We start from the raw sequence: 22,827 nt of genomic DNA, 5'->3' as shown, positions 1-22,827 counted from the left end.
TCACGTGAAACATGCCCCCGTGAGAAGAGGGTGTGTTTCACGTGAAACCGATCGACCCGCGTCTGCTCCGGTACGCCCGCGCCACCCGCCTGTTCCTGCTGGCGGTCGTCGGACTGGGTGCCGTCGGAGCGGCCCTGGTCATCGCGCAGGCGATGCTCATCGCCGAGGTGGTGGTCGGCGCCTTCCAGCACGGACTGTCGGTCGGCGAACTCCGCTCCCCCCTGCTGTTGTTGGTGGCCGTGGCGATCGGCCGTGCCCTGGTCTCCTGGCTCACCGAACTCGCCGCGCACCGTGCGAGCGCTGCCGTGAAATCGGAGCTGCGGGGGCGGCTGGTGGAGCGTGCCACGCAGCTGGGGCCGGGATGGCTGAGCGGGCAGCGGACCGGTTCGCTGGTCGCTCTCGCCACGCGTGGCGTGGACGCTCTCGACGGCTACTTCTCCCGCTATCTGCCGCAGTTGGGGCTGGCGGTGGTCGTTCCTGTCGCGGTGCTGGCGCGGATCGTGACCGAGGACTGGGTGTCCGCTGCCATCATCGTCGGCACTCTTCCTCTGATTCCCGTCTTCATGGTGCTGATCGGCTGGGCCACGCAGTCGCGGATGGACCGCCAGTGGCGGCTGCTGTCACGGCTGTCGGGGCATTTCCTGGACGTGGTGGCGGGGCTGCCCACGCTGAAGGTGTTCGGCCGCGCCAAGGCACAGGCGGAGTCCATCCGACGCATCACGGGTGAGTACCGGCAGGCGACCATGCGGACCCTGCGGATCGCCTTCCTCTCGTCGTTCGCGCTGGAGTTGCTGTCGACGCTCTCCGTCGCCCTGGTCGCCGTGACGATCGGTATGCGCCTGGTGCACGGCGAGATGGACCTCTACATCGGTCTCGTCATCCTCGTCCTGGCACCGGAGGCGTACCTGCCGCTGCGGCAGGTCGGGGTGCAGTACCACGCGGCCGCCGAAGGGCTCGCCGCGGCCGAGGAGATCTTCTCCGTGCTGGAGACGCCGGTGCCGGCGTCGGGTGACGGCGCGGTGCCGACGGGCGGTGTGGCCTTCGACGGTGTCACCGTCCGCTATCCCGGACGGTTCACCGACGCCGTCCGTGATGTCTCCTTCAGCGTTCGGTCCGGGGAGACGGTCGCGCTCGTCGGCCCGAGCGGCGCGGGAAAGTCGACCCTGCTGAACGCGCTTCTGGGATTCGTGCGGCCCACCGAGGGACGGATCCGGGTCGGGGGAGCCGACCTCGCCGACATCGACCCGGAGCAGTGGCGGTCCCGGATCGCATGGGTGCCACAGCACCCGCACCTGTACGCCGGGACGATCACCGAGAACGTGCGGCTGGCGCGTCCGGACGCCGATGACGACGCCGTACGCCGGGCGCTCGCGGATGCGGGGGCACTGGAGTTCGTGGACGCGCTGCCCGCCGGGGAGCGGACGGTGCTCGGCGAGGACGGAGCCGGGCTGTCCGCCGGACAACGGCAGCGGCTCGCACTGGCCCGGGCGTTCCTCGCGGACCGGCCGGTACTGCTCCTGGACGAACCGACGGCCGCCCTCGACGGGGAGACCGAGGCCGAGGTCGTGGCGGCCGTGCGCCGGCTCGCGGCCGGGCGGACAGTGCTGCTGGTGGTGCACCGTCCGGCGCTGCTGGCGGTGGCGGACCGGGTCGTACGGCTGGCGGAGGCCGAGGTTCCCGCGCGCGGTGAGGCCGTGTCCAAGGGCGCTTCCGCACCGCTGGAGGACACGGCATCCGCCGCCGCGTCCGACACCGCGGCCATGCCCGCGGCGGCCGGCGGCGGCGCCCTCGCCCGGGTGCGCGCCATGGCCGGCGCCCGGCGCGGCCGGCTCGCCCTCGCGCTCCTGCTCGGAGCCCTGGCCCTCAGCAGTGCCGTCGGACTCATGGCCACCTCCGGGTGGCTCATCTCGCGGGCCTCGCAGCAGCCGCCGGTGCTGTACCTGATGGTGGCCGTGACGGCGACCAGGACCTTCGGCATCGGACGGGCCGTGTTCCGGTACGCCGAGCGGCTCGTGTCGCACGACGCGGTGCTGCGGATGCTCGCCGACACCCGGGTCGCCGTCTACCGGCGACTGGAGCGTCTGGCACCCGCCGGACTGCGTACGACCCGCCGGGGTGATCTGCTGACACGGCTCGTCGCCGATGTGGACGCGCTGCAGGACTACTGGCTGCGCTGGCTGCTGCCCGCCGGTGCCGCCGCCGTCGTCTCGGCCGGGTCCGTCGCGTTCACCGGATGGCTGCTGCCCGAGGCCGGTGCGGTGCTCGCGGCCGGGCTGCTGGCGGCCGGGGTGGGCGTCCCGCTCGTCACCGGCGCCGTGGCCCGCCGGGCGGAGCGCCGGCTCGCACCCGCCCGGGGCGTGCTCGCCACCCGCACCGCCGATCTGCTCACCGGCACCGCCGAACTGACCGTCGCCGGCGCGCTGCCCGCCCGTACCGCCGGGGTGCGGGCGGCCGACTCCGTGCTCACGCGGATCACCTCGCGGGCCGCCACCGCCACCGCGCTCGGTGACGGGCTGACCGCGCTCGTCACCGGTCTGACCGTCACGGCGGCCGCCGTCGTGGGGGCGCAGGCCGTCGGCGACGGCCGGCTGGGCGGCGTGACGATGGCCGTCGTCGTCCTCACTCCGCTGGCCGCCTTCGAAGCCGTGCTGGGGCTGCCGCTGGCCGTCCAGTACCGCCAGCGGGTGCGCAGGAGCGCGGAGCGGGTGTACGAGGTCCTCGACTCCCCCGAACCGGTGCGGGAGCCGCAGCACCCCCGGCAGGCGCCCGCGTCGCCGTTCCCGCTCGTCGTCAAGGGGCTGACCGCCCGGTACGCCGGGCAGGACCGGGACGCGCTCGCCGGTGTCGACCTCACGCTGGCACAGGGGCGCCGGATCGCCGTCGTGGGACCCTCCGGTTCCGGCAAGACGACGCTCGCGCAGGTGCTGCTGCGCTTCCAGGACGCGGGCACCGGCTCGTACACCCTCGGCGGGGTCGACGCGTACGCACTGGCCGGCGACGACGTGCGCCGACTGGTCGGGCTGTGTGCGCAGGACGCGCACCTCTTCGACAGTTCGGTCAGGGAGAACCTGCTGCTGGCGAAGAAGGACGCGACGGAGGACGAACTGCGGAGCGCGCTCGCCCGGGCCCGTCTCCTGGAGTGGGCCGACAGCCTGCCCGAGGGACTCGACACGCTCGTCGGCGAGCACGGCGCCCGGCTGTCCGGCGGACAGCGGCAGCGGCTCGCGGTGGCCCGTGCGCTCCTCGCCGACTTCCCCGTGCTGGTGCTGGACGAACCCGCCGAGCACCTCGACCTGGCGACGGCCGACGCGCTCACCGCGGACCTGCTGGCCGCCACCGAGGGCCGTACGACGCTCCTCATCACCCACCGGCTGGCCGGTCTGGAAGCGGTGGACGAGGTGGTCGTGCTGGAGGAGGGACGGGTCGTGCAGCGCGGCGCGTACGCGGAGCTGGCCGCTGCCGAGGGGCCGTTGCGGAGGATGGCCGAGTGGGAGGCCGCCGCGGAGCAGCTGGTGGGCGCGCGCTGACCCGCCGGAGCCGGATCGCGCGGGGCGAGTCGGCCATTCGGGGCTGACGGTCCCCCGGGCGTACGACTTGAACAGGACCGGGGCGGGACGGCCGGGACACGATCGCTGACATGCGCTCATCTCACCGTCGTCCGCTGCTCGCCCTGGTCCTGTTCTGCGCGGCCGCGGGGCTCGCGGCACGGCCGGCCGCGGACGGGGAGTCCGGCGGGGACGACCCCGCCCGGGCCTCCGGGAGCAGCGCGCAGGTGGTGCGGCTGTACGAGGACGCCGCCGCGGCCACCCGACGGTACGAGGCGGCGCGTTCGGAGGCGGAGGCGCAGCGGGCCGAGGCCCAGCGGCTGGAGAAGCTCCTCGACCGTGAACGGCGGGCGGCCGCCGCCCTGCGTGATGACCTGGGACGCATAGCGAGCGCCCAGTACCGCGGCAGCGGCGGCCTGCCGCTCGTCGCACAGCTCGTGATGGCCCGCGGTCCCGATGACCTGATGCGCGGTCAGCACCTCTTCTCGCAGGCGAGCCTCGGTGTCGCGAACGTGATCGCCAGGAGCCGGCGGGCCGAGACGCGGCTGGCCGCCGAGGAGGCACGGGCGGCCGCGGCCTGGCGGGCGCTGGACCGGCGCAACACCCGACTCGCCGCGTTGAAGAACGACATCGAGCAGAAGCTGGAACAGGCGCGCTGGCGGTTGCAGGGGGAGGCGGACGCGTCGGTCGCGGCCGGTTCGTGCCGGGGCGCCGTGCGGCTCGGTCAGCCGCCGGCGCAGTCGGCCCGGGTGTGGGTACCGCCCGTCGAGGGGTACGCCCTGTCCGCGAGTTTCGGCAGCGGTGGTTCCCACTGGGCGAACCGGCACACCGGGCAGGACTTCGCGGTGCCGATCGGGACGCCCGTGCGGGCGGTCGGCGCGGGCCGTGTGGTGCGGGTGGCGTGCGGCGGCGCGTTCGGCGTCGAGATCGTGCTCGAGCACGCCGGCGGCTACTACACGCAGTACGCCCACCTAGCGGCCGTCACCGTCGACCAGGGCGAGACGGTGGCTCCCGGGCAGTGGATCGGCCAGTCGGGGACCAGCGGCAACTCCACCGGACCCCACCTGCACTTCGAGGTGCGGGTCACGCCGGAGATGGGGTCGGCGGTCGATCCGGTGCCGTGGCTGGCGGCCCGCGGGGCGCCTGTCGGCTAGGACCGTCGTGGACGGCTCAGCCGGAGGACCGGGCCCGCTCGGCGATCAGCCGCTCGATGACGACGGCGACCCCGTCGTCGTTGTTGGCGACCGTCTGCCCGGAGGCCGCCGCGACCACGTCCGGGTGCGCGTTGCCCATGGCGTACGACCGGCCCGCCCAGGTGAGCATCTCGACGTCGTTCGGCATGTCCCCGAACGCGACGACCTCCTCGTGCGAGATGCCGCGTTCGGCGCAGCACAGGGCGAGCGTGCTGGCCTTGGAGACGTCGGGACCACTGATCTCCAGCAGGGCACTGGGGCTGGAACGGGTGACGTTGGCGCGGTCGCCGATCGCGAGCCGCGCGAGGGTGAGGAAGGCGTCGGGGTCGAGCGTGGGGTGGAAGGCGAGGATCTTCAGCACCGGTTCGTCCGCTCCCGGGGCGCCGGGGGCCAGCAGCTGCTCGGCGGGCGCGAGGGCGTCCGGGATCTCCAGGTGCATCTTCGGATACTCCGGCTCCTGGTAGAAGCCGTAGGTCTGCTCAACGGCGTACATCGTGCCGGGCGCGGCCTCGCGCAGCAGCCGTACGGCGTCCAGCGCGTTGTCCCGGGCCAGCTCGCGGACCTTCACGAACCGGTGGGTGCCGGCGCCGCCGTGCAGGTCGACCACGGCGGCGCCGTTGCCGCAGATGGCCAGGCCGTGCCCGTGGACGTGGTCGCTGACGACGTCCATCCAGCGGGCCGGGCGTCCGGTGACGAAGAAGACCTCGATCCCCGCTTCCTCGGCGGCGGCCAGGGCCGCGACGGTGCGTGGGGACACCGACTTGTCGTCGCGCAGAAGGGTGCCGTCGAGGTCGGTGGCGATCAGCCGCGGCGGGAGGCCGGCGGCCGGGGACACGGGCTGTCGAGTCGCTGAGGTCACCGGGTCATTCTCCCGTATCCGCCCGCACGGCCGTGCGAGAGACCGCACAGATGAGACACGTGCGGCTCATCGGCGAGGCTTACGGCGCTCACCGGTAAGGCCGACGGCGGCCCAGGTGCGGGTGGGCGGCCGAGGTCAGCGCAACTGGGCGGGCGCTTCCATCGCGATCTGCTCGAAGACCTTGTCGTCCGCGGCGAAGTCGGAGTCCGGGATCGGCCAGTGGATCACGAGCTCCGTGAAGCCGAGCTCCTGGTGTCGGCCCGCGAAGTCGACGAAGGCGTCCAGAGACTGCAGCGGACGGCTGCGGTCCGGCGTGAATCCGGTGAGCAGGATCTTGTCGAGCGCCTGGACGTCCCGACCGAGGGCCACGCAGGCGTCCGTGAGCTTCTCGATCTGAGCGCGGATGGCCTGAAGCGACTGCTCGGGGGTGCCGTTCTCGTACAGCTTGGGGTCGCCGGTGGTCACCCAGGCCTGCCCGTGACGGGCCGCCAGCCTCAGCCCGCGCGGTCCGGTCGCGGCGACGGCGAAGGGCAGCCGGGGGCGCTGAACGCAGCCCGGGATGTTGCGCGCCTCGTGCGCCGCGTAGAAGTCGCCCTCGTACGACACCGAGTCCTCGGTCAGGAGCCGGTCGAGCAGGGGCACGAACTCGGTGAAGCGGTCGGCGCGCTCCCGAGGGGTCCACGGCTCCTGGCCCAGGGCGGTGGCGTCGAAGCCGGTGCCGCCCGCGCCGATGCCCAGGGTGACGCGGCCGCCGGAGATGTCGTCGAGGGAGATGAGCTCCTTGGCCAGGGTCACCGGGTGGCGGAAGTTCGGCGAGGTCACCAGCGTGCCCAGGCGGAGGCGGTCGGTGACGGACGCGGCGGCGGTCAGGGTCGGGATCGCGCCGAACCACGGACCGTCGCGGAAGCTGCGCCAGGACAGGTGGTCGTAGGTGTACCCGGTGTGGAAGCCGAGCTGCTCGGCGCGCGTCCACGTCGAACGGCCTCCCTCGTTCCAGCGGCGGTAGGGGAGGATCACGGTGCTCAGGCGCAGACTCATGGCGTCGAGCGTATGCGGCGGACCGCGTTTCACGTGAAACGCTCACCGCACGTGTCTCACCGGACACGGAGGGGGATGGCGGCGGCCTCGGCGACGGGGAGGTGGTCCATGAGGGTGATCACGCCGACGGGGGTCTCGGGCGCCCGGTGGCCAGAACTCAGTGCGGTTCCGGGAACCGCAGGTACCGGGGCGGCACCGCCTGCGTCAGCCACACGCCGTTCGCACTGACGTGGAACACGTGGCCGTCGCGGTGCATGGCGCCCGCGTCCACGGACAGGACCACGGGCCGGCCGCGGCGGGCCCCCACCCGGGTCGCGGTCTCCCGGTCGGCCGAGAGGTGCACGTCGTGCCGGTTCATGGGCCGCAGCCCCTCGGCGCGGATCGCTTCCAGATGGCGTGCCACTGTCCCGTGATAGAGGTACGGCGGTGGGGCCGCCGGGGGCAGACCGAGGTCCACCTCGATGCTGTGGCCCTGGCTGGCCCGGATGCGGGTGCCCTCGATCGCGAAGCGCTTCTTGTCGTTGGCGGCGACCACATGGTCCAGTTCGGCCCGGGTGAAGGGGAAGCCGTGGGCCGCGGCGGCCGCGATCAGAGTGTCGATCTCGACCCAGCCGCCCTCGTCGAGGGCGAGGCCGATGCGTTCGGGCTGGTGACGCAGGTGTTTCGAGAGGTACTTCGACACCTTCACGGTGCGTCTTTCGTCCATTCCCCCAGCATGGCGGGGGAGACGCGGATCACGCATCGTCTTTTGCGCCCGGCGCTTGCCTCCCGGGAAACTGTGGTGCCGGCGCAGGGGACGGGCTGAACCCGTGGACCGCCGGACCGGGGCGGCGATGGCGCGACAAGGGCACGTACGCATCGATGACGCGGTCGGCGACGGGCCGAGCCGAGCGCCGGCGGACACAGGTGGCCCGCCGATCGTCCGGCCGCCCGCAACCGCGTCACACCGGCGGCTTCACACGGGCCAGACGCCGCAACCACCCGGGCGCGAAACGCGACAGCGCGTAAGCCGCCCGTGCCTCCGGAGTCACGGGGACCAGGGCCTCGTCGTGGGCCACCGCTCGGAGAATCGCCTCGGCGACCTTTTCCGGCGGGTAGCGGCGCATGCCGTACCAGCGGGCCGCCCGCTTCCGGCGACGCTCTTCCTCTTCGGCGTCGACCCCGACGAACCTCGCTGTGGCGGTGATGCCGGTGTTCACCAGACCGGGACAGACGGCCGTGACGCCGATGTCCTTCCCGGCCAGTTCGGCGCGCAGGCACTCGCTCAGCATGAGCACGGCCGCCTTGGAGGTGCTGTAGGCGGGCAGGACCCTGCTCGGCTGGAAGGCCGCCGCCGAGGCGGTGTTGACGATGTGGCCGCCCTGACCGCGCTCGATCATCTGCCGGCCGAAGAGACGGCACCCGTGGATGACGCCCCACAGGTTGACGTCCAGGATCCGCTTCCAGTCCTCGGGCGCCGTGTCGAAGAAGGAACCCGACAGCCCGATGCCCGCGTTGTTCACCAGGACGTCCACCACGCCGTACCGGGACAGGACGTCGGCGGCGAGCTTCTCCATCGCCTGCTCGTCGGAGACGTCCACGGTCTCCGCCCAGGCCTCCGGCGCGCCGAGCAGCAGGGACTTCTCGGCGGTGCGGGCGGCGCTGTCCGCGTCGCGGTCGACGGCGATCACGCGCGCACCGGCCTCCGCGAAGGCGAACGCCGTGGCCCGTCCGATGCCGCTGCCCGCGCCGGTGACCAGCACGAGTTGGCCGCCGAAGCGTTCGGCGTGGGGGCCGGTGGCCCTGCGCGACGCCTCACGGACCCCGCCGCCCTCGGAGGCTTCCGTCGACGTGACGAAGTCGGCGATCCAGGAGGACAGCTGATCCGGCCGGGTCCGTGGCACCCAGTGCTTCGCCGCGAGCGTCCGCCTCGTCAGCCGCGGGACCCACTCCTCCAGTCCGTCGTACAGCCGCTCCGACAGGTAGGCGTCTCCGAGGGGCGTGACGAGCTGCACGGGCGCGTGCGCGTGGGCGTCGGTGCGGGGATGGCGCAGCCGGGACCGGACGTTGTCGCGGTACAGCCAGGCTCCGTGCGCGGCGTCCCGGGGGAGCGATGGCGTCGGGTAGTCGCCGTGCGGGACCTTCTCCAGTCGCCGCAGGATGCCCGGCCAACGCTTGCCCAGCGGACCGCGCCAGGCGAGTTCCGGCACGGCGGGCGTGTGGAGCAGGTAGACGTACCAGGACTTGGCGCCCTGGCCCAGGAGTTGGCCGATCCTGCGTGGTGTGGGGCGCCGCAGGCGCCGGTTGATCCAGTGGCCGAAGTGGTCGAGGGACGGACCGGACACCGACGTGAAAGAGGCGATCCTGCCCCGGGTGCGCTCGACCGTGACGAACTCCCAGGCCTGGACCGACCCCCAGTCGTGACCCACCAGGTGCACAGGCCGGCCGGGGCTGACCACGTCGACGACCGCGAGGAAGTCGTCCGTCAGCTTCTCGAGGGTGAATCCTCCGCGCAGCGGCTCGGGAGCGGAGGAACGGCCGTGGCCGCGCACGTCGTAGAGCACCACGTGGAAGCGGTCCGCCAGTCGGGACGCGACCTCCGACCACACCTCCTTGCTGTCCGGATAGCCGTGCACCAGGACGACCGTCGGCCGCCCGGGATCCCCCAGCTCGGCCACGCACAGCTCGATCCCGCCGGTCCGCACCCGGCGCTCGCGCGCACCCTCCAGTGCCGTCACTCGGCCTCCACCTCCGCTTTCGCCCGTGCCTCCGGCCGGCTCCCCCGCACCGGGCGGCGCTGCGCGAGGAGGGGCCATCGGTCTTCGCCGTCGTCGAGCCGCCTCTTCCCGTCCGCCGGAACGGCCGACCACGGTACGTGTTCGTAGCGTGACCCCGCCGAATCTGGCACTTGTCGGAGAGAGCGTCAATGGGGCGGGGACCGGGGCTGCGGATCAGCGCCGTAGCTCTCAGGCAGGGGATCCCCTACGGTCCCCTACACCTGAGGTCTGATGCGAAGACGGCTCTGCGGTCTGACGATTTCCGTGGCGTGCGTCACTACGTTCGGTGGTGTGACTGTGATCGCGACCGAAAGCCTGAGCAAGCGGTTCCCCCGGGTGACCGCGCTCGACCGGCTGTCCGTGGACGTCGGACCCGGTGTGACCGGACTCGTCGGCGCCAACGGCGCCGGCAAGTCCACCCTGATCAAGATCCTGCTGGGTCTCTCGCCCGCCACGGAGGGCCGCGCCGAGGTGCTCGGCCTCGACGTCGCCACCAAGGGCGCCGCCATCCGTGAGCGTGTCGGCTACATGCCGGAGCACGACTGCCTGCCGCCCGACGTCTCGGCCACCGAGTTCGTCGTGCACATGGCCCGCATGTCCGGTCTGCCGCCGACGGCCGCGCGCGAGCGCACCGCGGACACCCTGCGCCACGTCGGCCTGTACGAGGAGCGCTACCGCCCCATCGGCGGCTACTCGACCGGCATGAAGCAGCGCGTGAAGCTCGCCCAGGCCCTCGTCCACGATCCGCAGCTGGTCTTCCTGGACGAGCCGACCAACGGCCTGGACCCGGTCGGCCGCGACGAGATGCTCGGGCTGATCCGCCGCATCCACACCGACTTCGGCATCTCGGTCCTGGTCACCTCCCACCTCCTGGGCGAACTGGAGCGCACCTGCGACCACGTCGTGGTCATCGACGGCGGCAAGCTCCTGCGCTCCAGCTCCACCACCGACTTCACACAGACCACCACCACCCTCGCGATCGAGGTCACCGACACCGACGAGCACCCCGACGGCACCCGCGCGGTGCGCGAGGAACTCCACGCGCGCGGGGTCGACGTCCTCGACTCCCAGAGCGGCCTGCCGGGCGCCGGCCACATCCTGCTGCTGACCGCACAGGGCGAGGAGACGTACGACGTGGTGCGGGACGTGGTCGCCGACCTCGGTCTCGGCCTGGTGCGCATGGAGCAGCGCCGGCACCACATCTCCGAGGTCTTCAAGGACAGCGACGAGCAGCGGAAGGAGGCCGTCGGCCATGGCGGTTGAGCATCCCGTCACCACCCCCCCGGGTGACCAGTCCCGTATCCACAACATCGGCTACCGCAGTTATGACGGGCCGCGCCTGGGCCGCGCCTACGCCCGCCGCTCCCTCTACTCGCAGTCCCTGCGCGGCGCCTACGGCCTCGGCCGTTCGGTGAAGTCCAAGGTGCTGCCCATGCTGCTCTTCGTGGTGATGTGCCTGCCCGCGGCCGTCATGGTCGCCGTCGCGGTCGCCACGAAGTCCAAGGAACTCCCGCTGGACTACACGCGGTACGCGATCGTGATGCAGGCCGTCATCAGCCTCTACGTCGCCGCGCAGGCGCCGCAGTCCGTCTCGCGCGACCTGCGCTTCAAGACCGTGCCGCTGTACTTCTCCCGGCCGATCGAGACCGCCGACTACGTGCGTGCCAAGTTCGCCGCGCTCGCCTCGGCGCTGTTCGTCCTCACCGCCGCACCCCTGCTGGTGCTCTACGTGGGCGCCCTGCTGGCCAAGCTGGACTTCGCCGACCAGACCGAAGGGTTCGCCCAGGGACTCGTCTCCGTGGCACTGCTCTCCCTGCTCTTCGCCGGTCTCGGCCTGGTCGTCGCCGCGGTCACCCCGCGCCGCGGCTTCGGCATCGCGGCCGTCATCGCCGTCCTGACCATCTCCTACGGCGCGGTCTCCACCCTCCAGGCCATCGCCGACGCCCAGGGCAGCACCGGCGCGACACCCTGGATCGGTCTCTTCTCGCCGATCACGCTCATCGACGGAGTGCAGTCCGCCTTCCTCGGTGCGACCTCGGCGTTCCCCGGCGGGATCGGCCCCTCCAAGGGGGAGGGCGTGGTCTACGTCCTCGTCACCCTGGGCCTGATCGCCGCCAGCCACGGCCTCCTGATGCGCCGCTACCGGAAGGTGGGACTGTGACCACGCTCTCCCTCGACCACGTCTCCCGCTGGTTCGGCAACGTGGTCGCCGTCAACGACATCACCATGACCATCGGCCCCGGCGTCACCGGCCTGCTCGGCCCCAACGGCGCCGGCAAGTCCACCCTCATCAACATGATGGGCGGCTTCCTGGCCCCCTCCACCGGCACCGTCACCCTCGACGGCCAGCAGGTCTGGCGCAACGAGGACATCTACCGGCACATCGGTATCGTCCCCGAGCGGGAGGCGATGTACGACTTCCTCACCGGCCGCGAGTTCGTCGTCGCCAACGCCGAGCTGCACGGCCTGGGCGCGAAGGCCGCCCAGAAGGCGCTGGCCACGGTCGAGATGGAGTACGCGCAGGACCGCAAGATCTCCACCTACTCCAAGGGCATGCGCCAGCGCGTGAAGATGGCGAGCGCCTTGGTCCACGACCCGTCGCTGCTGCTGCTCGACGAGCCGTTCAACGGCATGGACCCGCGCCAGCGCATGCAGCTCATGGAACTGCTGCGGCGCATGGGCGACGAGGGCCGCACGGTGCTGTTCTCGTCGCACATCCTCGAAGAGGTCGAGCAACTGGCCTGGCACATCGAGGTCGTCGTGGCCGGACGCCACGCGGCCAGCGGCGACTTCCGCAAGATCCGCCGCCTGATGACCGACCGCCCGCACCGCTATCTGGTGCGCTCCAGCGACGACCGCGCCCTCGCGGCCGCGCTGATCGCCGACCCGTCGACCTCCGGAATCGAAGTGGACCTCGCCGAGGGCGCGTTGCGCATTCAGGCCGTCGACTTCGGCCGCTTCACGGCCCTGCTGCCGAGGGTGGCGCGCGACCAGGGCATACGCCTGCTCACGGTCTCGCCGTCCGACGAGTCCCTCGAGTCCGTCTTCTCTTACCTGGTCGCGGCGTAGGAGGCCGAAGATGTACGACCCCACTGTCGCCCGGCTCACCTATCGAGCCCTGCTCGGCCGCCGCCGGGCCCTCATCCTCGGCGCACTGCCGCTGCTGCTCGTCGCGATCTCCGTGGTGGTGCGCGGCCTGGCCGGCGCCGACGACCAGACCGCGTCCGACCTGCTGGGCGGGCTTGCGCTCGCCACGATGGTGCCGATCATCGGCGTCATCGCGGGCACGGGCGCGATCGGCCCGGAGATCGACGACGGTTCCGTGGTGTACCTCCTGTCCAAGCCGGTGAAGCGGCCGACGATCATCTTCACCAAGCTGATCGTGGCGATCGCGGTGACGATGGTGTTCTCCGCGCTGCCGACGCTGATAGCGGGTTTCATCCTCAACGGCAACGGACAGCAGATCGCCGTCGCCTACACGGTGGCCGCGCTGGTCTCCTCCATCGCCTACGCCGCGCTGTTCCTGCTGCTGGGCACGGTGTCCCGGCACGCGGTGGTCTTCGGCCTCGTCTACGCCCTCGTCTGGGAGGCCCTGTTCGGCTCCCTGGTGCCGGGCGCGCGCACGCTGAGCGTCCAGCAGTGGTCGTTGGCCGTCGCCGACAAGGTCGCCGGCGGGGACCTCATCTCCTCCGACGTCGGGCTCACGACGGCGACCGTCCTGCTGGTCGCGGTGACCGTGCTGGCCACCTGGTACGCGGGGCAGAAGCTGCGGGCGCTGACGCTGGCGGGCGAGGAGTAGACGCCGGCGGACGGGTCTCTTCGGCCGGCTCTTGACGGGGACTTCACCGCTGCCCGCCCACACTGGGCGAACGGGACACGCGGGACGGGACGGAAGGACGGCCGGGGAGGCGAGGATGACGGACGAGGCGGCGCGGTACGACGGCCGGGAGCACGAGGGCGGCCGAGGACGGTTTGGCGACGGGGACGGTCACCCGGACGGGGCCCCGGACCGAGCCCCGGACCGGGCTTCGGGAGGGGCCTCTCACGGGACCTCGGGAGGGGCCGCTGACGGGGTGTGGGACGACCTCGTCCTCGACGAGGACTTCATACGCGCCGCCGACACGTCCGAGCCGTCCGCCCGTGCCCGGATGCTCGCCGCCCGCTGGCGTCGGGAGAAGCCCGAGCCGCAGCCGTGGCGTTCCGACGAGCCGCCCGCGGGCTGGTTCTTCAGCAAGGCGCGTCGGCGGCGGTGGCGTCGGAGGTGAGTGCCGGGCGGGGTCGCGGGTGAGCCGCGTCCCTGGGGAGGCCCGTCCTCGGGCGGTGCCGCCGCCCTCAAGTCGCGCTCTTCGCACTCCTGTTTTATTCAGTGGCGTCCGACTCGTCCGGCAGCGACACTGGGGGTGTTCGCAGCGCCGGGACGGAACCGGCGTCAGGTACCGGGAGAGGAGCGGGGCGATGTCCATGCACGGCAGTTCGTTCCGCTTCCGTCAGGGCAGTCCGCGGCGGGCTCCGGAGTAGTCACTCCTCCGTCGAGCTCGCCCCCCACGGGGAACTGCCCGGGGCGGCCGCTTCGAGCACGCGATGTCGCTCTCGCGTGAGGCCGCCCACCCGGAGGATTGGCCGAGTGGTAAGGCACCGGCTTGCTAAGCCGTGGTCGGGTGCGAGCCCGCGCACGTTCGAATCGTGCATCCTCCGCGAGACGTTGTCACTGGGACTGGAACTGGGCCGGGGATTCGGATGGGGGTACGTCGAGAAGGGGCGGGGCGACGGGGGTGGTCGTAGAGGTGCGGGAGCGCCGTGGCTGGTCGCGCAGTTCCCCGCGCCCCTGATCGCCTGCGGCGATCGTCGGACCCCAGCCCCAGCCGTCGACTCGCTTCCCGCGTCCCCCGTTTGCGACTGACGCCTTGTGGTCAGTTCAGGAGTCTTTCCAGGACCAAGGCGATGCCGTCCTCCTCATTGGAGGAGGTGAGTTCGTCGGCGACCGCTTTGAGCTCGGGGTGGGCGTTGGACATGGCGACGCCTCTGGCCGACCAGGCGAACATGGGGATGTCGTTGGGCATGTCGCCGAAGGCGAGGGTGTCGGCGGCCTTGAGACCCAGGCGGCGGGCGGCGAGGGAGAGACCGGTGGCCTTGGACAGGCCGAGGGGGAGCAGCTCCACGATGCCGGCGCCGGCCATCGCCACGGTGACGAAACCACCCGCGGTCCGGCGGGCAGCCTCGGCCAGTTCGTCGTCCGACAGCTCGGGATGCTGTATGTAGAGCTTGTTCAGCGGGGCGGACCACAGGTCCGACGCGTCGGTGAACGGAACGGCCGGGAGCTTGCCGGTGAGCGCGTAGCCGGGGCCGACCAGCACCTCCCCCTCCAGCCCGTCCCGGCTCGCCGCCAGGTACAGCGGGCCGACCTCCGCCTCGATCTTGGCGAGCGCCACCCCGGCCAGCTGCCGGTCCAGGGTCACCGAGGTCAGCAGGCGGTGGGCGCCGGCGTCGTAGACCTGGGCGCCCTGGCCGCAGACCGCCAGGCCGTCGTAGCCGAGGTCGTCGAGGACGTGCCGGGTCCAGGGGACCGCGCGGCCGGTCACGACGATGTGGGCCGCTCCCGCCGCGGTGGCCGCGGCGAGGGCGTCGCGGGTGCGCCGGGAGATCGACTCGTCGGCGCGCAGCAGTGTCCCGTCGAGGTCGGTCGCGATCAGCCGGTAGGGGAAGCCCGGGGAGGCCTCCTTCTCCTTGGCCTCGCTCACTTGGCCACCGGCTCCAGGATCTCCCGCCCGCCGAGATACGGGCGTAGCACCTCGGGCACGCGCACGGAGCCGTCGGCCTGCTGGTGGTTCTCCAGGATCGCCACGATCGTGCGCGGGACGGCGCACAGGGTGCCGTTGAGCGTGGCCAGCGGGCGGACCTGCTTGCCCTCGCGGACGCGGATCGACAGGCGGCGGGACTGGAACTCGGTGCAGTCCGAGGTCGAGGTCAGCTCGCGGTACTTGCCCTGGGTCGGGATCCACGCCTCGCAGTCGAACTTGCGGGCGGCCGACGAGCCCAGGTCACCCGTGGCGACGTCGATCACGCGGAACGGCAGCTCCAGCGAGGTCAGCCACTGCTTCTCCCACTCCAGCAGGCGCTGGTGCTCGGCCTGCGAGTCCTCGGGAGCGACGTACGAGAACATCTCGACCTTGTCGAACTGGTGCACGCGGAAGATGCCCCGCGTGTCCTTGCCGTGCGAGCCGGCCTCGCGGCGGAAGCAGGGGGAGAAGCCCGCGTAGCGCAGCGGCAGGCGCGCGGCGTCGATGATCTCGTCCATGTGGTACGCGGCGAGGGCGACCTCGGAGGTGCCGACGAGGTAGAGGTCGTCGCTGTCGAGGTGGTAGACGTCCTGGGCCGCCTGGCCGAGGAAGCCGGTGCCCGCCATGGACTGGGGGCGCACCAGGGCGGGGGTGAGCATGGGGGTGAAGCCCGCGGCCGTCGCCTGGGCGATCGCCGCGTTCACCAGCGCGAGCTCCAGGAGGGCGCCGACACCGGTGAGGAAGTAGAAGCGGGAGCCGGAGACCTTCGCGCCGCGCTCGACGTCGATCGCACCGAGGAGCTGGCCCAGCTCGAGGTGGTCCTTGGGCTCGAAGCCCTCGGCGGCGAAGTCGCGGATCTCGCCGTGCGTCTCCAGCGTGGCGAAGTCCTCCTCACCGCCGACGGGAACGTCGGGGTGGACGAGGTTGCCGAGCCGCAGGAGCAGTTCCTGCGTCTCGTGGTCCGCCGCGTCGCGCTCGGCGTCGGCGGCCTTGACGTCGGCCTTGAGCTGTTCGGCGCGCTTCAGCAGCTCGGCCTTCTCCTCCGCGGAGGCCTTGGGGATGAGCTTGCCGAGCTGCTTCTGTTCGGCACGCAGCTCGTCGAAGCGGACGCCGGACGACCTGCGCCGTTCGTCGGCGGACAGGAGAGCGTCGACGAGCGCGACGTCCTCTCCACGGGCGCGCTGGGACGCGCGCACACGGTCGGGGTCCTCACGGAGCAGGCGAAGGTCGATCACGCGCTCAAGGTTACCGGTGCGGGGTTGCGGCTCACGACTCACTATTGCGGAAACGTGGCTTACGTTCCGCTATGGTTCTCTTGCCCTATGTGTCCCCTGGGTGCCCCGGGCGTCCGCTCGCGGTGCCCGGGCGCGCCTTTTCGGGGTGATAAAGGCGTCTCATTCCCTGAGGCGGGGCGGGATGGACCGGGGCGGCACGGGGCGGGGACCGGACGCCGGGCGGCGTCGCGATGACTGGAATTCTTCGGGGAAAACAGGACGCGGTCGGCCCGGTTGTCCACAGGAATCCACACCCGGGAAGGGTTATCCACAGGCTGTGCGAAAGATCTGTGGACATCGGAATTGATCATTCGGAACCCTGCTCTCCGGGCCCGCAATTCCCAGGCCGAACCCCTCCCGCGGCCACCTTCGGGTGGAAATGGGTCGCCCCAAAGGATTTATCGAAGGAAACGGGTGGACGAGGGGCGAACTGTCGGGTCACGGCCGCCCATGAGGTCTGTAGGGCGATTTGTCGACCAATGGCCCTTCGTTGTCGACCTGTCCCCAGGTCGAGAAGCCGCCCTGTGGAAAACTTCTGTGGATAACGAGGATATGCAGGTATGACTGGCTGAAACCCGGCTGTCGACCGCCCACCGCCCACCGCCCGCGCCGGCCCGCCCTCGCCAAGCCGGCCCGCCATCGCCGCGCCGGCCGCCACGCCCCCACCGACCCCCGTCGCCCGGCGTGGGCGTCTCCCGTCGCCTAGAAGCGCCCGTCCTGGCAGCGTGCCACCCAGTCCGCCGCCGCCACGAACTCGTCGTCCGAGGTCCCGGTCAGCGGAGCCCGCACGTCCGCCGCAGTCACGTCCGCGCGCGGGTACGAGCCGAGGAAACGCACGTCGCGGCAGATCCGCTTGAGACCCATCAGCGCCTCGGCCATCCGGCGGTCGGTGATGTGGCCGGCCGCGTCGATGCAGAAGCAGTAGTTGCCGATGCCGGCGCCGGTCGGCCGTGACTGCAGCACCATGAGGTTGATGCCGCGGGTGGAGAACTCGCCCAGCAGGTCGCGCAGGCCACCGGGGTGGTCGTCACGCTGCCACAGCACGACGGACGTCTTGTCGGCCCCGGTCGGCGCGGCGGGCCGGGCCGGGCGGCCCACCAGCACGAACCGCGTCTGCGCGTTCTCCGCGTCGTGGATCCCGGTCTCCAGGGCCGTCAGGCCGTACCGGGCGGCCGCGAACTCCCCCGCGAAGGCGGCGTCGTAGCGGCCCTCCTGGACCAGGCGGGCGGCGTCCGCGTTCGAGGCGGCGGACTCCCAGACGGCGTCCGGGAGGTTGGCCTTCAGCCAGTTGCGGACCTGCGGCTGGGCGGCCGGGTGCGCCGAGACCGTCTTGATGTCGGACACCTTCGTGCCCGGCCGGACCAGCAGCGCGAAGGTGATCGACAGCAGTACCTCGCGGTAGATCATCAGCGGCGTGCCGGCGACCAGCTCGTCCAGCGTGGTGGTGATCCCGCCCTCGACGGAGTTCTCGATCGGCACGAACGCGGCCTCGGCCTCGCCCGTGCGCACCGCGTCCAGGGCGGACTGCACGGAGACGTACGGGATCAGCTGCCGGGTGGCCGTTTCGGGCAGCGTGCGCAGGGCGACCTCCGTGAAGGTGCCCTCGGGGCCGAGGTACGCGTAGCTCGCTGGCATGACCTCACCCTAACGGCCCTCGTGGGACCGGGCGCACGCGTCTCACCCGGGCCCCTCGGCCGGATGAATCCGCGTGACCCGAGCCCGGCGTGTCTCACCCCTCCAGCAACCGCTGCCCCACGTACTCCCCCTCCGCCGCCCCGCCCGGCACCGCGAACAGGCCGCTCGCCTCGTGGCGGATGTACTTCGACAGCGCGTCCCCGCGGTCCAGCTTCCGCTGCACGGTGACGAAGCCGCGCAGGGGGTCCGCCTGCCAGCAGATGAACAGCAGCCCCGCGTCCGGCACCCCGTCCGCGTCGATGCCGTCGTGGTAGGAGAACGGCCGTCGCAGCATCGCCGCGCCCCCGTTCTGGTCCGGGCGGGTGATCCGCGCGTGGGCGTTGAGCGGGACCACGAGATCGCCGTTGGCGTCGGTCTTCTCCAGGTCCATCCCGGTCGTCTCGGTGCCCCCGGACAGCGGGGCCCCGTCGGACTTCCGGCGCCCGATGACCTGCTCCTGGGCCGTGACCGACAGCTTCTCCCAGTCGTCGAGGAGCATCCGGATACGGCGCACGACGGCGTAGGAGCCGTGGGCCATCCAGGCGGGGTCGTTCGAACCTGACGCCGGGACGAAGATCCGCTTCTCGAAGTCGGACTCCGTCGGCCGGGGATTGCGGGTGCCGTCCAGCTGGCCCATGAGGTTGCGGGTGGTCATGGGGTGGGCCGTCGCCCCGGGGGTGCGGTTGAAGCCGTTCATCTGCCAGCGGACCCTGGCGGCGCTGCCCGCGTCCTTCTGTACGGCGCGCAGGGCGTGGAAGGCGACGAGGGCGTCGTTCGCGCCGATCTGGACCCACAGGTCCCCGTTGCTGCGGGACTTGTCGAGCTGGTCGGAGGAGAAGTCCGGCAGCGGGTCCAGGGCGACCGGGCGCTGCTTCTCCAGGCCGGTGCGGGCGAAGAAGCTGTGGCCGAAGCCGAAGGTGACGGTCAGCGAGGACGGGCCGGCGTCCCGGGCCACGTCCGTGTCGTCGTGCGGGGCCGCCTCGCCCGCCATCAGCCGTCGGGCCGTCTCCGACCAGCGGCGCAGCAGTGCGGCGGCCTCCTTGCGGCCCGCGCCGGCCGCGAGGTCGAAGGCGACGAGATGGCCGCGGGCCTGGAGGCCCTGAGTGATGCCGGGCTGATGTTTCACGTGGAACATCACCCGCTCGGATCCGATCGAGGAGAGCGGCGTCGCCTGCGCGGGCGCGGCGGCATAACCGGCGGCCCCGCCCGCGACGCCGAGCACGAGCCCGGTGGCGCCGGCGGTGCCGAGCAGTTTGCGCCGCGTCAGGCCCTCGTGGTCCGAGGATTCCCCGGAGACCGCGGGGCCCGTTCCGGTCGCGGGAACGGCCGCGGATCCCGCCCGGGGCGTGGGCGTGGCCGCGGATCCGGCCCCGCGGTCGGCCCCCGCGGCGGTCTTGGACGTACGGGCGGCCGAAGTGGACTGGTCAGGCATGGTGCGGTCAGCCGATCTGCGCGTTCTTGGAGACGGTCACCTGGTCGATGTCGGAGGTCCGCACGGTCACGGCGATCTTCCACTCGCCGGCCATGGGAAGCTGCACTCCGTTCGCCGACCAGTGGCCGGTGGTGATGTGGTCGGGGACGACGGACAGGGGCCCGATGCTCTTGGCCTCGAGGGTGAAGGCGATCTTCACCTCGGGGACGTCGAAGGCGCGGCCGTTGGGCCGGGTGACGTAGACGTGCATCTCGTTCGCCCCGCTCCGCGCGGGGTCGAGGTCCACGCTGACGACGCCCTTGCCGTCGGTCCCGCCGGTGTCGAAGGACATGTCGAGGGTCAGCGCCCCCGAGGTGGCCGACGAGGACGACGAGGCCGCCGTGGCCGCCTTGGCCTCCTGCTCCGTCCGGCCGGGCTCGGTGGACGTCAGCGCGGTGGTGACGGCGAGCAGCACGACCGCGACGCCGGCCTCGGCGAGCACCGAACGGCGCAGGCCGAAGCGGTTCGGGTCGGCGTCGCGCCGCCGCTTCTGTCGGGCGGACTCCACGGCGGCCCGCTGCCGGGCGAGCTGCGCGGCCCGCCCGGCGCCGACGGCGGTGGTGCCGACGGGGGCGGCGGTGCCGCCGACCGTGGTGTCGTCGGCGTCCGCCGGCGTCGCCCCGTCCCCGGAGCCGGTGGCGCTCCCGGCATCGTCTCCGGAGCCGGCGGCGCTCCCGGCGTCGTCCCCGGAACCGGCGACCGCCGGGCCCCGCCCGGAGGGAGCCCGTGCGACAGCCGGCTTCATCACCTGGGCGTCCACCCGCTCCTCCCCTTCGCGTTCCTGCCCGTCCGCGTCCTCCCGCTCGCCGGCGTCCCGCGTCTCGACACCCGTGCTCGCGCGGGACTCCGTGCGGGAGTCTTCCGCCAGCCGTGCCGTCCACCGCCGCGAGATCCGGGCGATGCCGACGAGCAGCGCCACCAGTCCGATCTTGACGAGCAGGAGCTGTCCGTAGCGGGTGTCGGTGAAGGCCGACCAGGAACCGAGCTGCCGCCAGGACTGGTAGACGCCGGTCGCGACCAGGGCGACCACGCTGCCGAAGGCGACCTGCGAGAAGCGACGGACCGCCGGGGTCCCGACCGGGGTGTCCGACCGGTACAGCGCCACGAGCAGCGCGCACAGTCCGCCCAGCCAGGCGGCGACGGCGAGCAGGTGGAGGACGTCCACCGGCATCGCGATGCCCGGCTGGAGGCCGGTGGAGGCGTGCTCGGCCATCGACCAGCTCGCCGCGAGTCCGGCCGCGACGACGGTCCCGCCGACGGCGAGTCCGAAGGTCAGGTCCCGCCTCTCCTCGCCCTCCCGCTTGTCGTAGGCGCCGAAGAGCACGGCGATGAACAGCGCGGCCGCGGCGAGCAGCAGCAGCCGGGAGACCAGCGCGGCGCCCGTCTTGGTCTGCAGGACCTGCCCGAGCAGATCGAGGTCGAAGACGTCGCCGAGCTTCCCGGAGCCGGTGTAGGAGCCGCGCAGGAGCAGCAGGAACAGGGTGGCGGCGGTGAGCGCGAGCCAGCCGGAGACCACCAGCCGCTGCACGGCCCGCACGCCGGTGCCGCGCGGCCAGCAGGCCAGCACGAAGGCGGCCCCGCCGGCCATGACGACGAACCCGGCGTACGACACGTACCGCCCGAAGCCGTACAGCCCCCCGACGACCCCGCCGCCGGCCGCCTGGCCGGACACCGAGACGCTGGTCTCGGAGGGGGCGCCGATGGAGAAGGTGTAGGCGCCGGCGACGGGGTGGCTGTCGGCGGACACCACCTGGTAGGTCACCGTGTACGTGCCGTCCGGCAGCCCCGAGTGCAACGGCACGGCGTAGGTCGTACCGCTGACGCCGGACGGCTCGCCGGTGTCGACGCGCGTGCCCTTGGGGTCGAGGACGCGCAGTGAGTCGCCGCTCATCGCGACCTGCTCGGAGAAGGTCAGCGACACCCGCGTGGGCGCCTTGTCGACCACCGACCCCTGGGCGGGATCGCTGCCGGTGAGCGCGGCGTGCGCCGAGGCCGGGCCGGCCGCGGCGAGGAGCGCGCCGGTGACGGCGAGGAACAGCAGCACCAGCAGCCGGACCCGGGGGGCGGCGGCCGGTCTCCGGGCTCCGGGGACGATGGTGTGGGTCAAGGCGGTCCTTCCCTCAGTGCCCGGTCATCGGGGTGTAGGTGGCGGATTCCACCGGCATCTCGACCTCGACGGTCCCGGACTCGGCGAAGTGCAGTTCCACGGTCACCTTCTCGCCCTGCTTCGGCTTGCGTGTCAGCTTCTCGAACATCAGGTGGTCGCCGCCGCTGGCGAGCACGAGCCGGCCGTGCGCGGGTACGTCGAGCGATCCGGTCTCCCGCATCGCCCCGCCGGCGGTCTCGTGCACGGTGACGCTTCCCGCGACGTCACTGGTGACGGAGGTCAGCTCGTCCTTTGTACCGCCTTCGTTGGTGATCGTCATGAATCCGGCCGCCATGGAGTCGGAGACCGGCTGCGGCATGTAGGCGGCGCTCACCGACAGGTCGGCGGTCGTGTCGTCGGAGCCGCAGCCCGCGAGGACCAGGCCGCAGGCCAGGACGGCGGCGCGGACGGCCCACCGCCTCACGGGTTCCGCCCCTCGACGATCGCGGGCAGGTCCTCGGTGTAGTCGTCGACCGTGGCGTCCTCGCCGTAGAGGAGGTAGCCGCCGTCCGTCTTCGGGGAGAAGGCGATGACCTGGGTGCCGTGGGTGGAGACCGTCTTGCCGTTCTTGTCCTTGTACGGCGGCTCGATGGAGATGCCGAGGGTGCGCGCGGCGGTCTGGACGGTGGCGAAGTCGCCGGTCAGGCCCACCACCTGCGGATCGATGCCCTTCAGCCAGGCGCCGAGCGCGGCGGGGGTGTCGCGGGCCGGGTCGGTGGTGACGAACACGACGCGCAGTTCGTTCTGCTCCGCCGCGGGGAGCTGCTTCTTCGCGACGGCGATGTTGCTCATCGTCAGCGGGCAGACGTCGGGGCAGTTGGTGTAGCCGAAGTACAGCAGGGTCGGGTGCCCGGCGGTCTCCTTGCGGAGGTCGTACTGCTTGCCCCGGGTGTCGGTCAGCACCAGGTTCGGCTTGGTGAAGGGCTGGTCGAGCACGGTCGCGGCCTGCTGCGAGCCCTCCGCGGAGACGGCGGCGACGGGGTCGGCGTCACTGTCGCCGCTGCCGCAGGCGGAGAGGGTGAGGGTGGCGGCGGCCAGCAGCGCGGCCGCGGCGAACGTCTTCTTGCGCATGGGGAGAAGTCCTAGGGGTGGAG

General features: G+C 72.2%; 18 protein-coding genes and 1 tRNA gene. 8 read left to right on the top strand and 11 right to left on the bottom strand.

All coding sequences use genetic code 11. The features are described from left to right. The first annotated feature begins 41 nt into the window (after positions 1–41). Both cydD and ACH4F6_RS24955 read left to right on the top strand, forming a co-directional pair. Positions 42–3,527, top strand: a complete 3,486-nt coding sequence (cydD, locus tag ACH4F6_RS24960; protein ID WP_397962528.1) for a thiol reductant ABC exporter subunit CydD — start codon at positions 42–44, stop codon at positions 3,525–3,527. Positions 3,528–3,637: 110 nt separating this feature from the next. Next, complete coding sequence (locus ACH4F6_RS24955) at positions 3,638–4,699, top strand: M23 family metallopeptidase (protein WP_397962527.1); 1,062 nt, start codon at positions 3,638–3,640, stop codon at positions 4,697–4,699. 16 nt (positions 4,700–4,715) lie between these two features. On the opposite strand, the gene ACH4F6_RS24950 is transcribed toward ACH4F6_RS24955, so the two are convergent. The 4 genes from ACH4F6_RS24950 to ACH4F6_RS24935 all read right to left on the bottom strand — a co-directional run bounded on the left by ACH4F6_RS24950 (position 4,716) and on the right by ACH4F6_RS24935 (position 9,352). Then, positions 4,716–5,597 carry an HAD hydrolase family protein gene (locus ACH4F6_RS24950; protein WP_397962526.1) on the bottom strand — a complete coding sequence of 294 codons (882 nt, stop codon included), beginning with the start codon at positions 5,595–5,597 and terminating at the stop codon, positions 4,716–4,718. A gap of 135 nt (positions 5,598–5,732) precedes the next feature. Continuing rightward, the gene (locus ACH4F6_RS24945; protein WP_397962525.1) at positions 5,733–6,635 is read right to left on the bottom strand and encodes an LLM class flavin-dependent oxidoreductase; all 903 of its coding nucleotides are present in this window, start codon (positions 6,633–6,635) and stop codon (positions 5,733–5,735) included. Positions 6,636–6,792: 157 nt separating this feature from the next. Then, positions 6,793–7,341, bottom strand: coding sequence for an RNA 2'-phosphotransferase (locus ACH4F6_RS24940; protein ID WP_397962524.1), 549 nt, complete (start codon positions 7,339–7,341; stop codon positions 6,793–6,795). Positions 7,342–7,576: 235 nt separating this feature from the next. Beyond that, the gene (locus ACH4F6_RS24935) at positions 7,577–9,352 is read right to left on the bottom strand and encodes an SDR family oxidoreductase (RefSeq protein WP_397962523.1); all 1,776 of its coding nucleotides are present in this window, start codon (positions 9,350–9,352) and stop codon (positions 7,577–7,579) included. 336 nt (positions 9,353–9,688) lie between these two features. Here ACH4F6_RS24935 and ACH4F6_RS24930 point away from each other — a divergent pair, with 336 nt between their 5' ends. The 6 genes from ACH4F6_RS24930 to ACH4F6_RS24905 all read left to right on the top strand — a co-directional run bounded on the left by ACH4F6_RS24930 (position 9,689) and on the right by ACH4F6_RS24905 (position 14,086). Beyond that, positions 9,689–10,654: an ABC transporter ATP-binding protein gene (locus ACH4F6_RS24930; protein WP_397962643.1), complete on the top strand. Its 966-nt coding sequence runs from the start codon at positions 9,689–9,691 to the stop codon at positions 10,652–10,654. Beyond that, positions 10,644–11,552 (top strand): ABC transporter permease, encoded by a 909-nt coding sequence (locus ACH4F6_RS24925; RefSeq protein ID WP_397962522.1) that lies wholly within the window; start codon positions 10,644–10,646, stop codon positions 11,550–11,552. The genes ACH4F6_RS24930 and ACH4F6_RS24925 overlap by 11 nt, the downstream gene beginning before the upstream one ends. Beyond that, the gene (locus ACH4F6_RS24920; RefSeq protein WP_397962521.1) at positions 11,549–12,460 is read left to right on the top strand and encodes an ABC transporter ATP-binding protein; all 912 of its coding nucleotides are present in this window, start codon (positions 11,549–11,551) and stop codon (positions 12,458–12,460) included. Before ACH4F6_RS24925 ends, ACH4F6_RS24920 begins: the two co-directional genes overlap by 4 nt. A gap of 10 nt (positions 12,461–12,470) precedes the next feature. Next, complete coding sequence (locus ACH4F6_RS24915) at positions 12,471–13,190, top strand: ABC transporter permease subunit (protein WP_397962520.1); 720 nt, start codon at positions 12,471–12,473, stop codon at positions 13,188–13,190. A gap of 274 nt (positions 13,191–13,464) precedes the next feature. Continuing rightward, entirely contained in the window at positions 13,465–13,656 is a 192-nt protein-coding gene (locus ACH4F6_RS24910; RefSeq protein ID WP_397962518.1) for a hypothetical protein, read from the top strand. A gap of 345 nt (positions 13,657–14,001) precedes the next feature. Beyond that, positions 14,002–14,086, top strand: a tRNA-Ser gene (locus ACH4F6_RS24905). A 215-nt stretch (positions 14,087–14,301) separates the two neighbouring features. Here ACH4F6_RS24905 and ACH4F6_RS24900 read toward each other — a convergent pair. From ACH4F6_RS24900 to ACH4F6_RS24870, 7 genes are all read right to left on the bottom strand, one after another. Next, entirely contained in the window at positions 14,302–15,129 is an 828-nt protein-coding gene (locus ACH4F6_RS24900; protein ID WP_397962517.1) for an HAD family hydrolase, read from the bottom strand. After that, complete coding sequence (serS, locus tag ACH4F6_RS24895) at positions 15,126–16,403, bottom strand: serine--tRNA ligase (protein ID WP_397962516.1); 1,278 nt, start codon at positions 16,401–16,403, stop codon at positions 15,126–15,128. Before serS ends, ACH4F6_RS24900 begins: the two co-directional genes overlap by 4 nt. Positions 16,404–17,144: 741 nt before the next feature. Then, a complete protein-coding gene (gene pheA, locus ACH4F6_RS24890) occupies positions 17,145–18,077 on the bottom strand; it encodes a prephenate dehydratase (RefSeq protein WP_397962515.1) in 933 nt (310 codons plus the stop codon). Between the two features lie 94 nt (positions 18,078–18,171). Then, positions 18,172–19,548, bottom strand: coding sequence for an iron uptake transporter deferrochelatase/peroxidase subunit (gene efeB / locus ACH4F6_RS24885; RefSeq protein WP_397962514.1), 1,377 nt, complete (start codon positions 19,546–19,548; stop codon positions 18,172–18,174). Positions 19,549–19,555: 7 nt separating this feature from the next. Further along, on the bottom strand, positions 19,556–21,694 hold the full coding sequence (locus ACH4F6_RS24880; protein WP_397962513.1) for a copper resistance CopC/CopD family protein: 2,139 nt from the start codon (positions 21,692–21,694) through the stop codon (positions 19,556–19,558). Between the two features lie 13 nt (positions 21,695–21,707). After that, positions 21,708–22,157 carry a copper chaperone PCu(A)C gene (locus tag ACH4F6_RS24875; RefSeq protein ID WP_397962512.1) on the bottom strand — a complete coding sequence of 150 codons (450 nt, stop codon included), beginning with the start codon at positions 22,155–22,157 and terminating at the stop codon, positions 21,708–21,710. Beyond that, a complete protein-coding gene (locus ACH4F6_RS24870) occupies positions 22,154–22,804 on the bottom strand; it encodes an SCO family protein (protein WP_397962511.1) in 651 nt (216 codons plus the stop codon). Before ACH4F6_RS24870 ends, ACH4F6_RS24875 begins: the two co-directional genes overlap by 4 nt. Positions 22,805–22,827: the final 23 nt, after the last annotated feature.

This window comes from Streptomyces sp. NPDC017936 (assembly GCF_044328485.1).
Lineage (GTDB): Bacteria > Actinomycetota > Actinomycetes > Streptomycetales > Streptomycetaceae > Streptomyces.
Note: the sequence above shows the minus strand (reverse complement) of the source record. Positions and strands in the feature narration are given on the sequence as shown.

Bases quoted from the DNA above. Each gene is read 5' to 3' on its own strand.
- ACH4F6_RS24955 (WP_397962527.1), top strand. From the start codon at position 3,638: ATGCGCTCATCTCACCGTCGTCCGCTGCTCGCCCTGGTCCTGTTCTGC.
- ACH4F6_RS24925 (WP_397962522.1), top strand. From the start codon at position 10,644: ATGGCGGTTGAGCATCCCGTCACCACCCCCCCGGGTGACCAGTCCCGT.
- pheA (WP_397962515.1), bottom strand. From the start codon at position 18,077: ATGCCAGCGAGCTACGCGTACCTCGGCCCCGAGGGCACCTTCACGGAG.
- ACH4F6_RS24870 (WP_397962511.1), bottom strand. From the start codon at position 22,804: ATGCGCAAGAAGACGTTCGCCGCGGCCGCGCTGCTGGCCGCCGCCACC.
- ACH4F6_RS24915 (WP_397962520.1), top strand. From the start codon at position 12,471: ATGTACGACCCCACTGTCGCCCGGCTCACCTATCGAGCCCTGCTCGGC.
- ACH4F6_RS24940 (WP_397962524.1), bottom strand. From the start codon at position 7,341: ATGGACGAAAGACGCACCGTGAAGGTGTCGAAGTACCTCTCGAAACAC.
- ACH4F6_RS24945 (WP_397962525.1), bottom strand. From the start codon at position 6,635: ATGAGTCTGCGCCTGAGCACCGTGATCCTCCCCTACCGCCGCTGGAAC.
- efeB (WP_397962514.1), bottom strand. From the start codon at position 19,548: ATGCCTGACCAGTCCACTTCGGCCGCCCGTACGTCCAAGACCGCCGCG.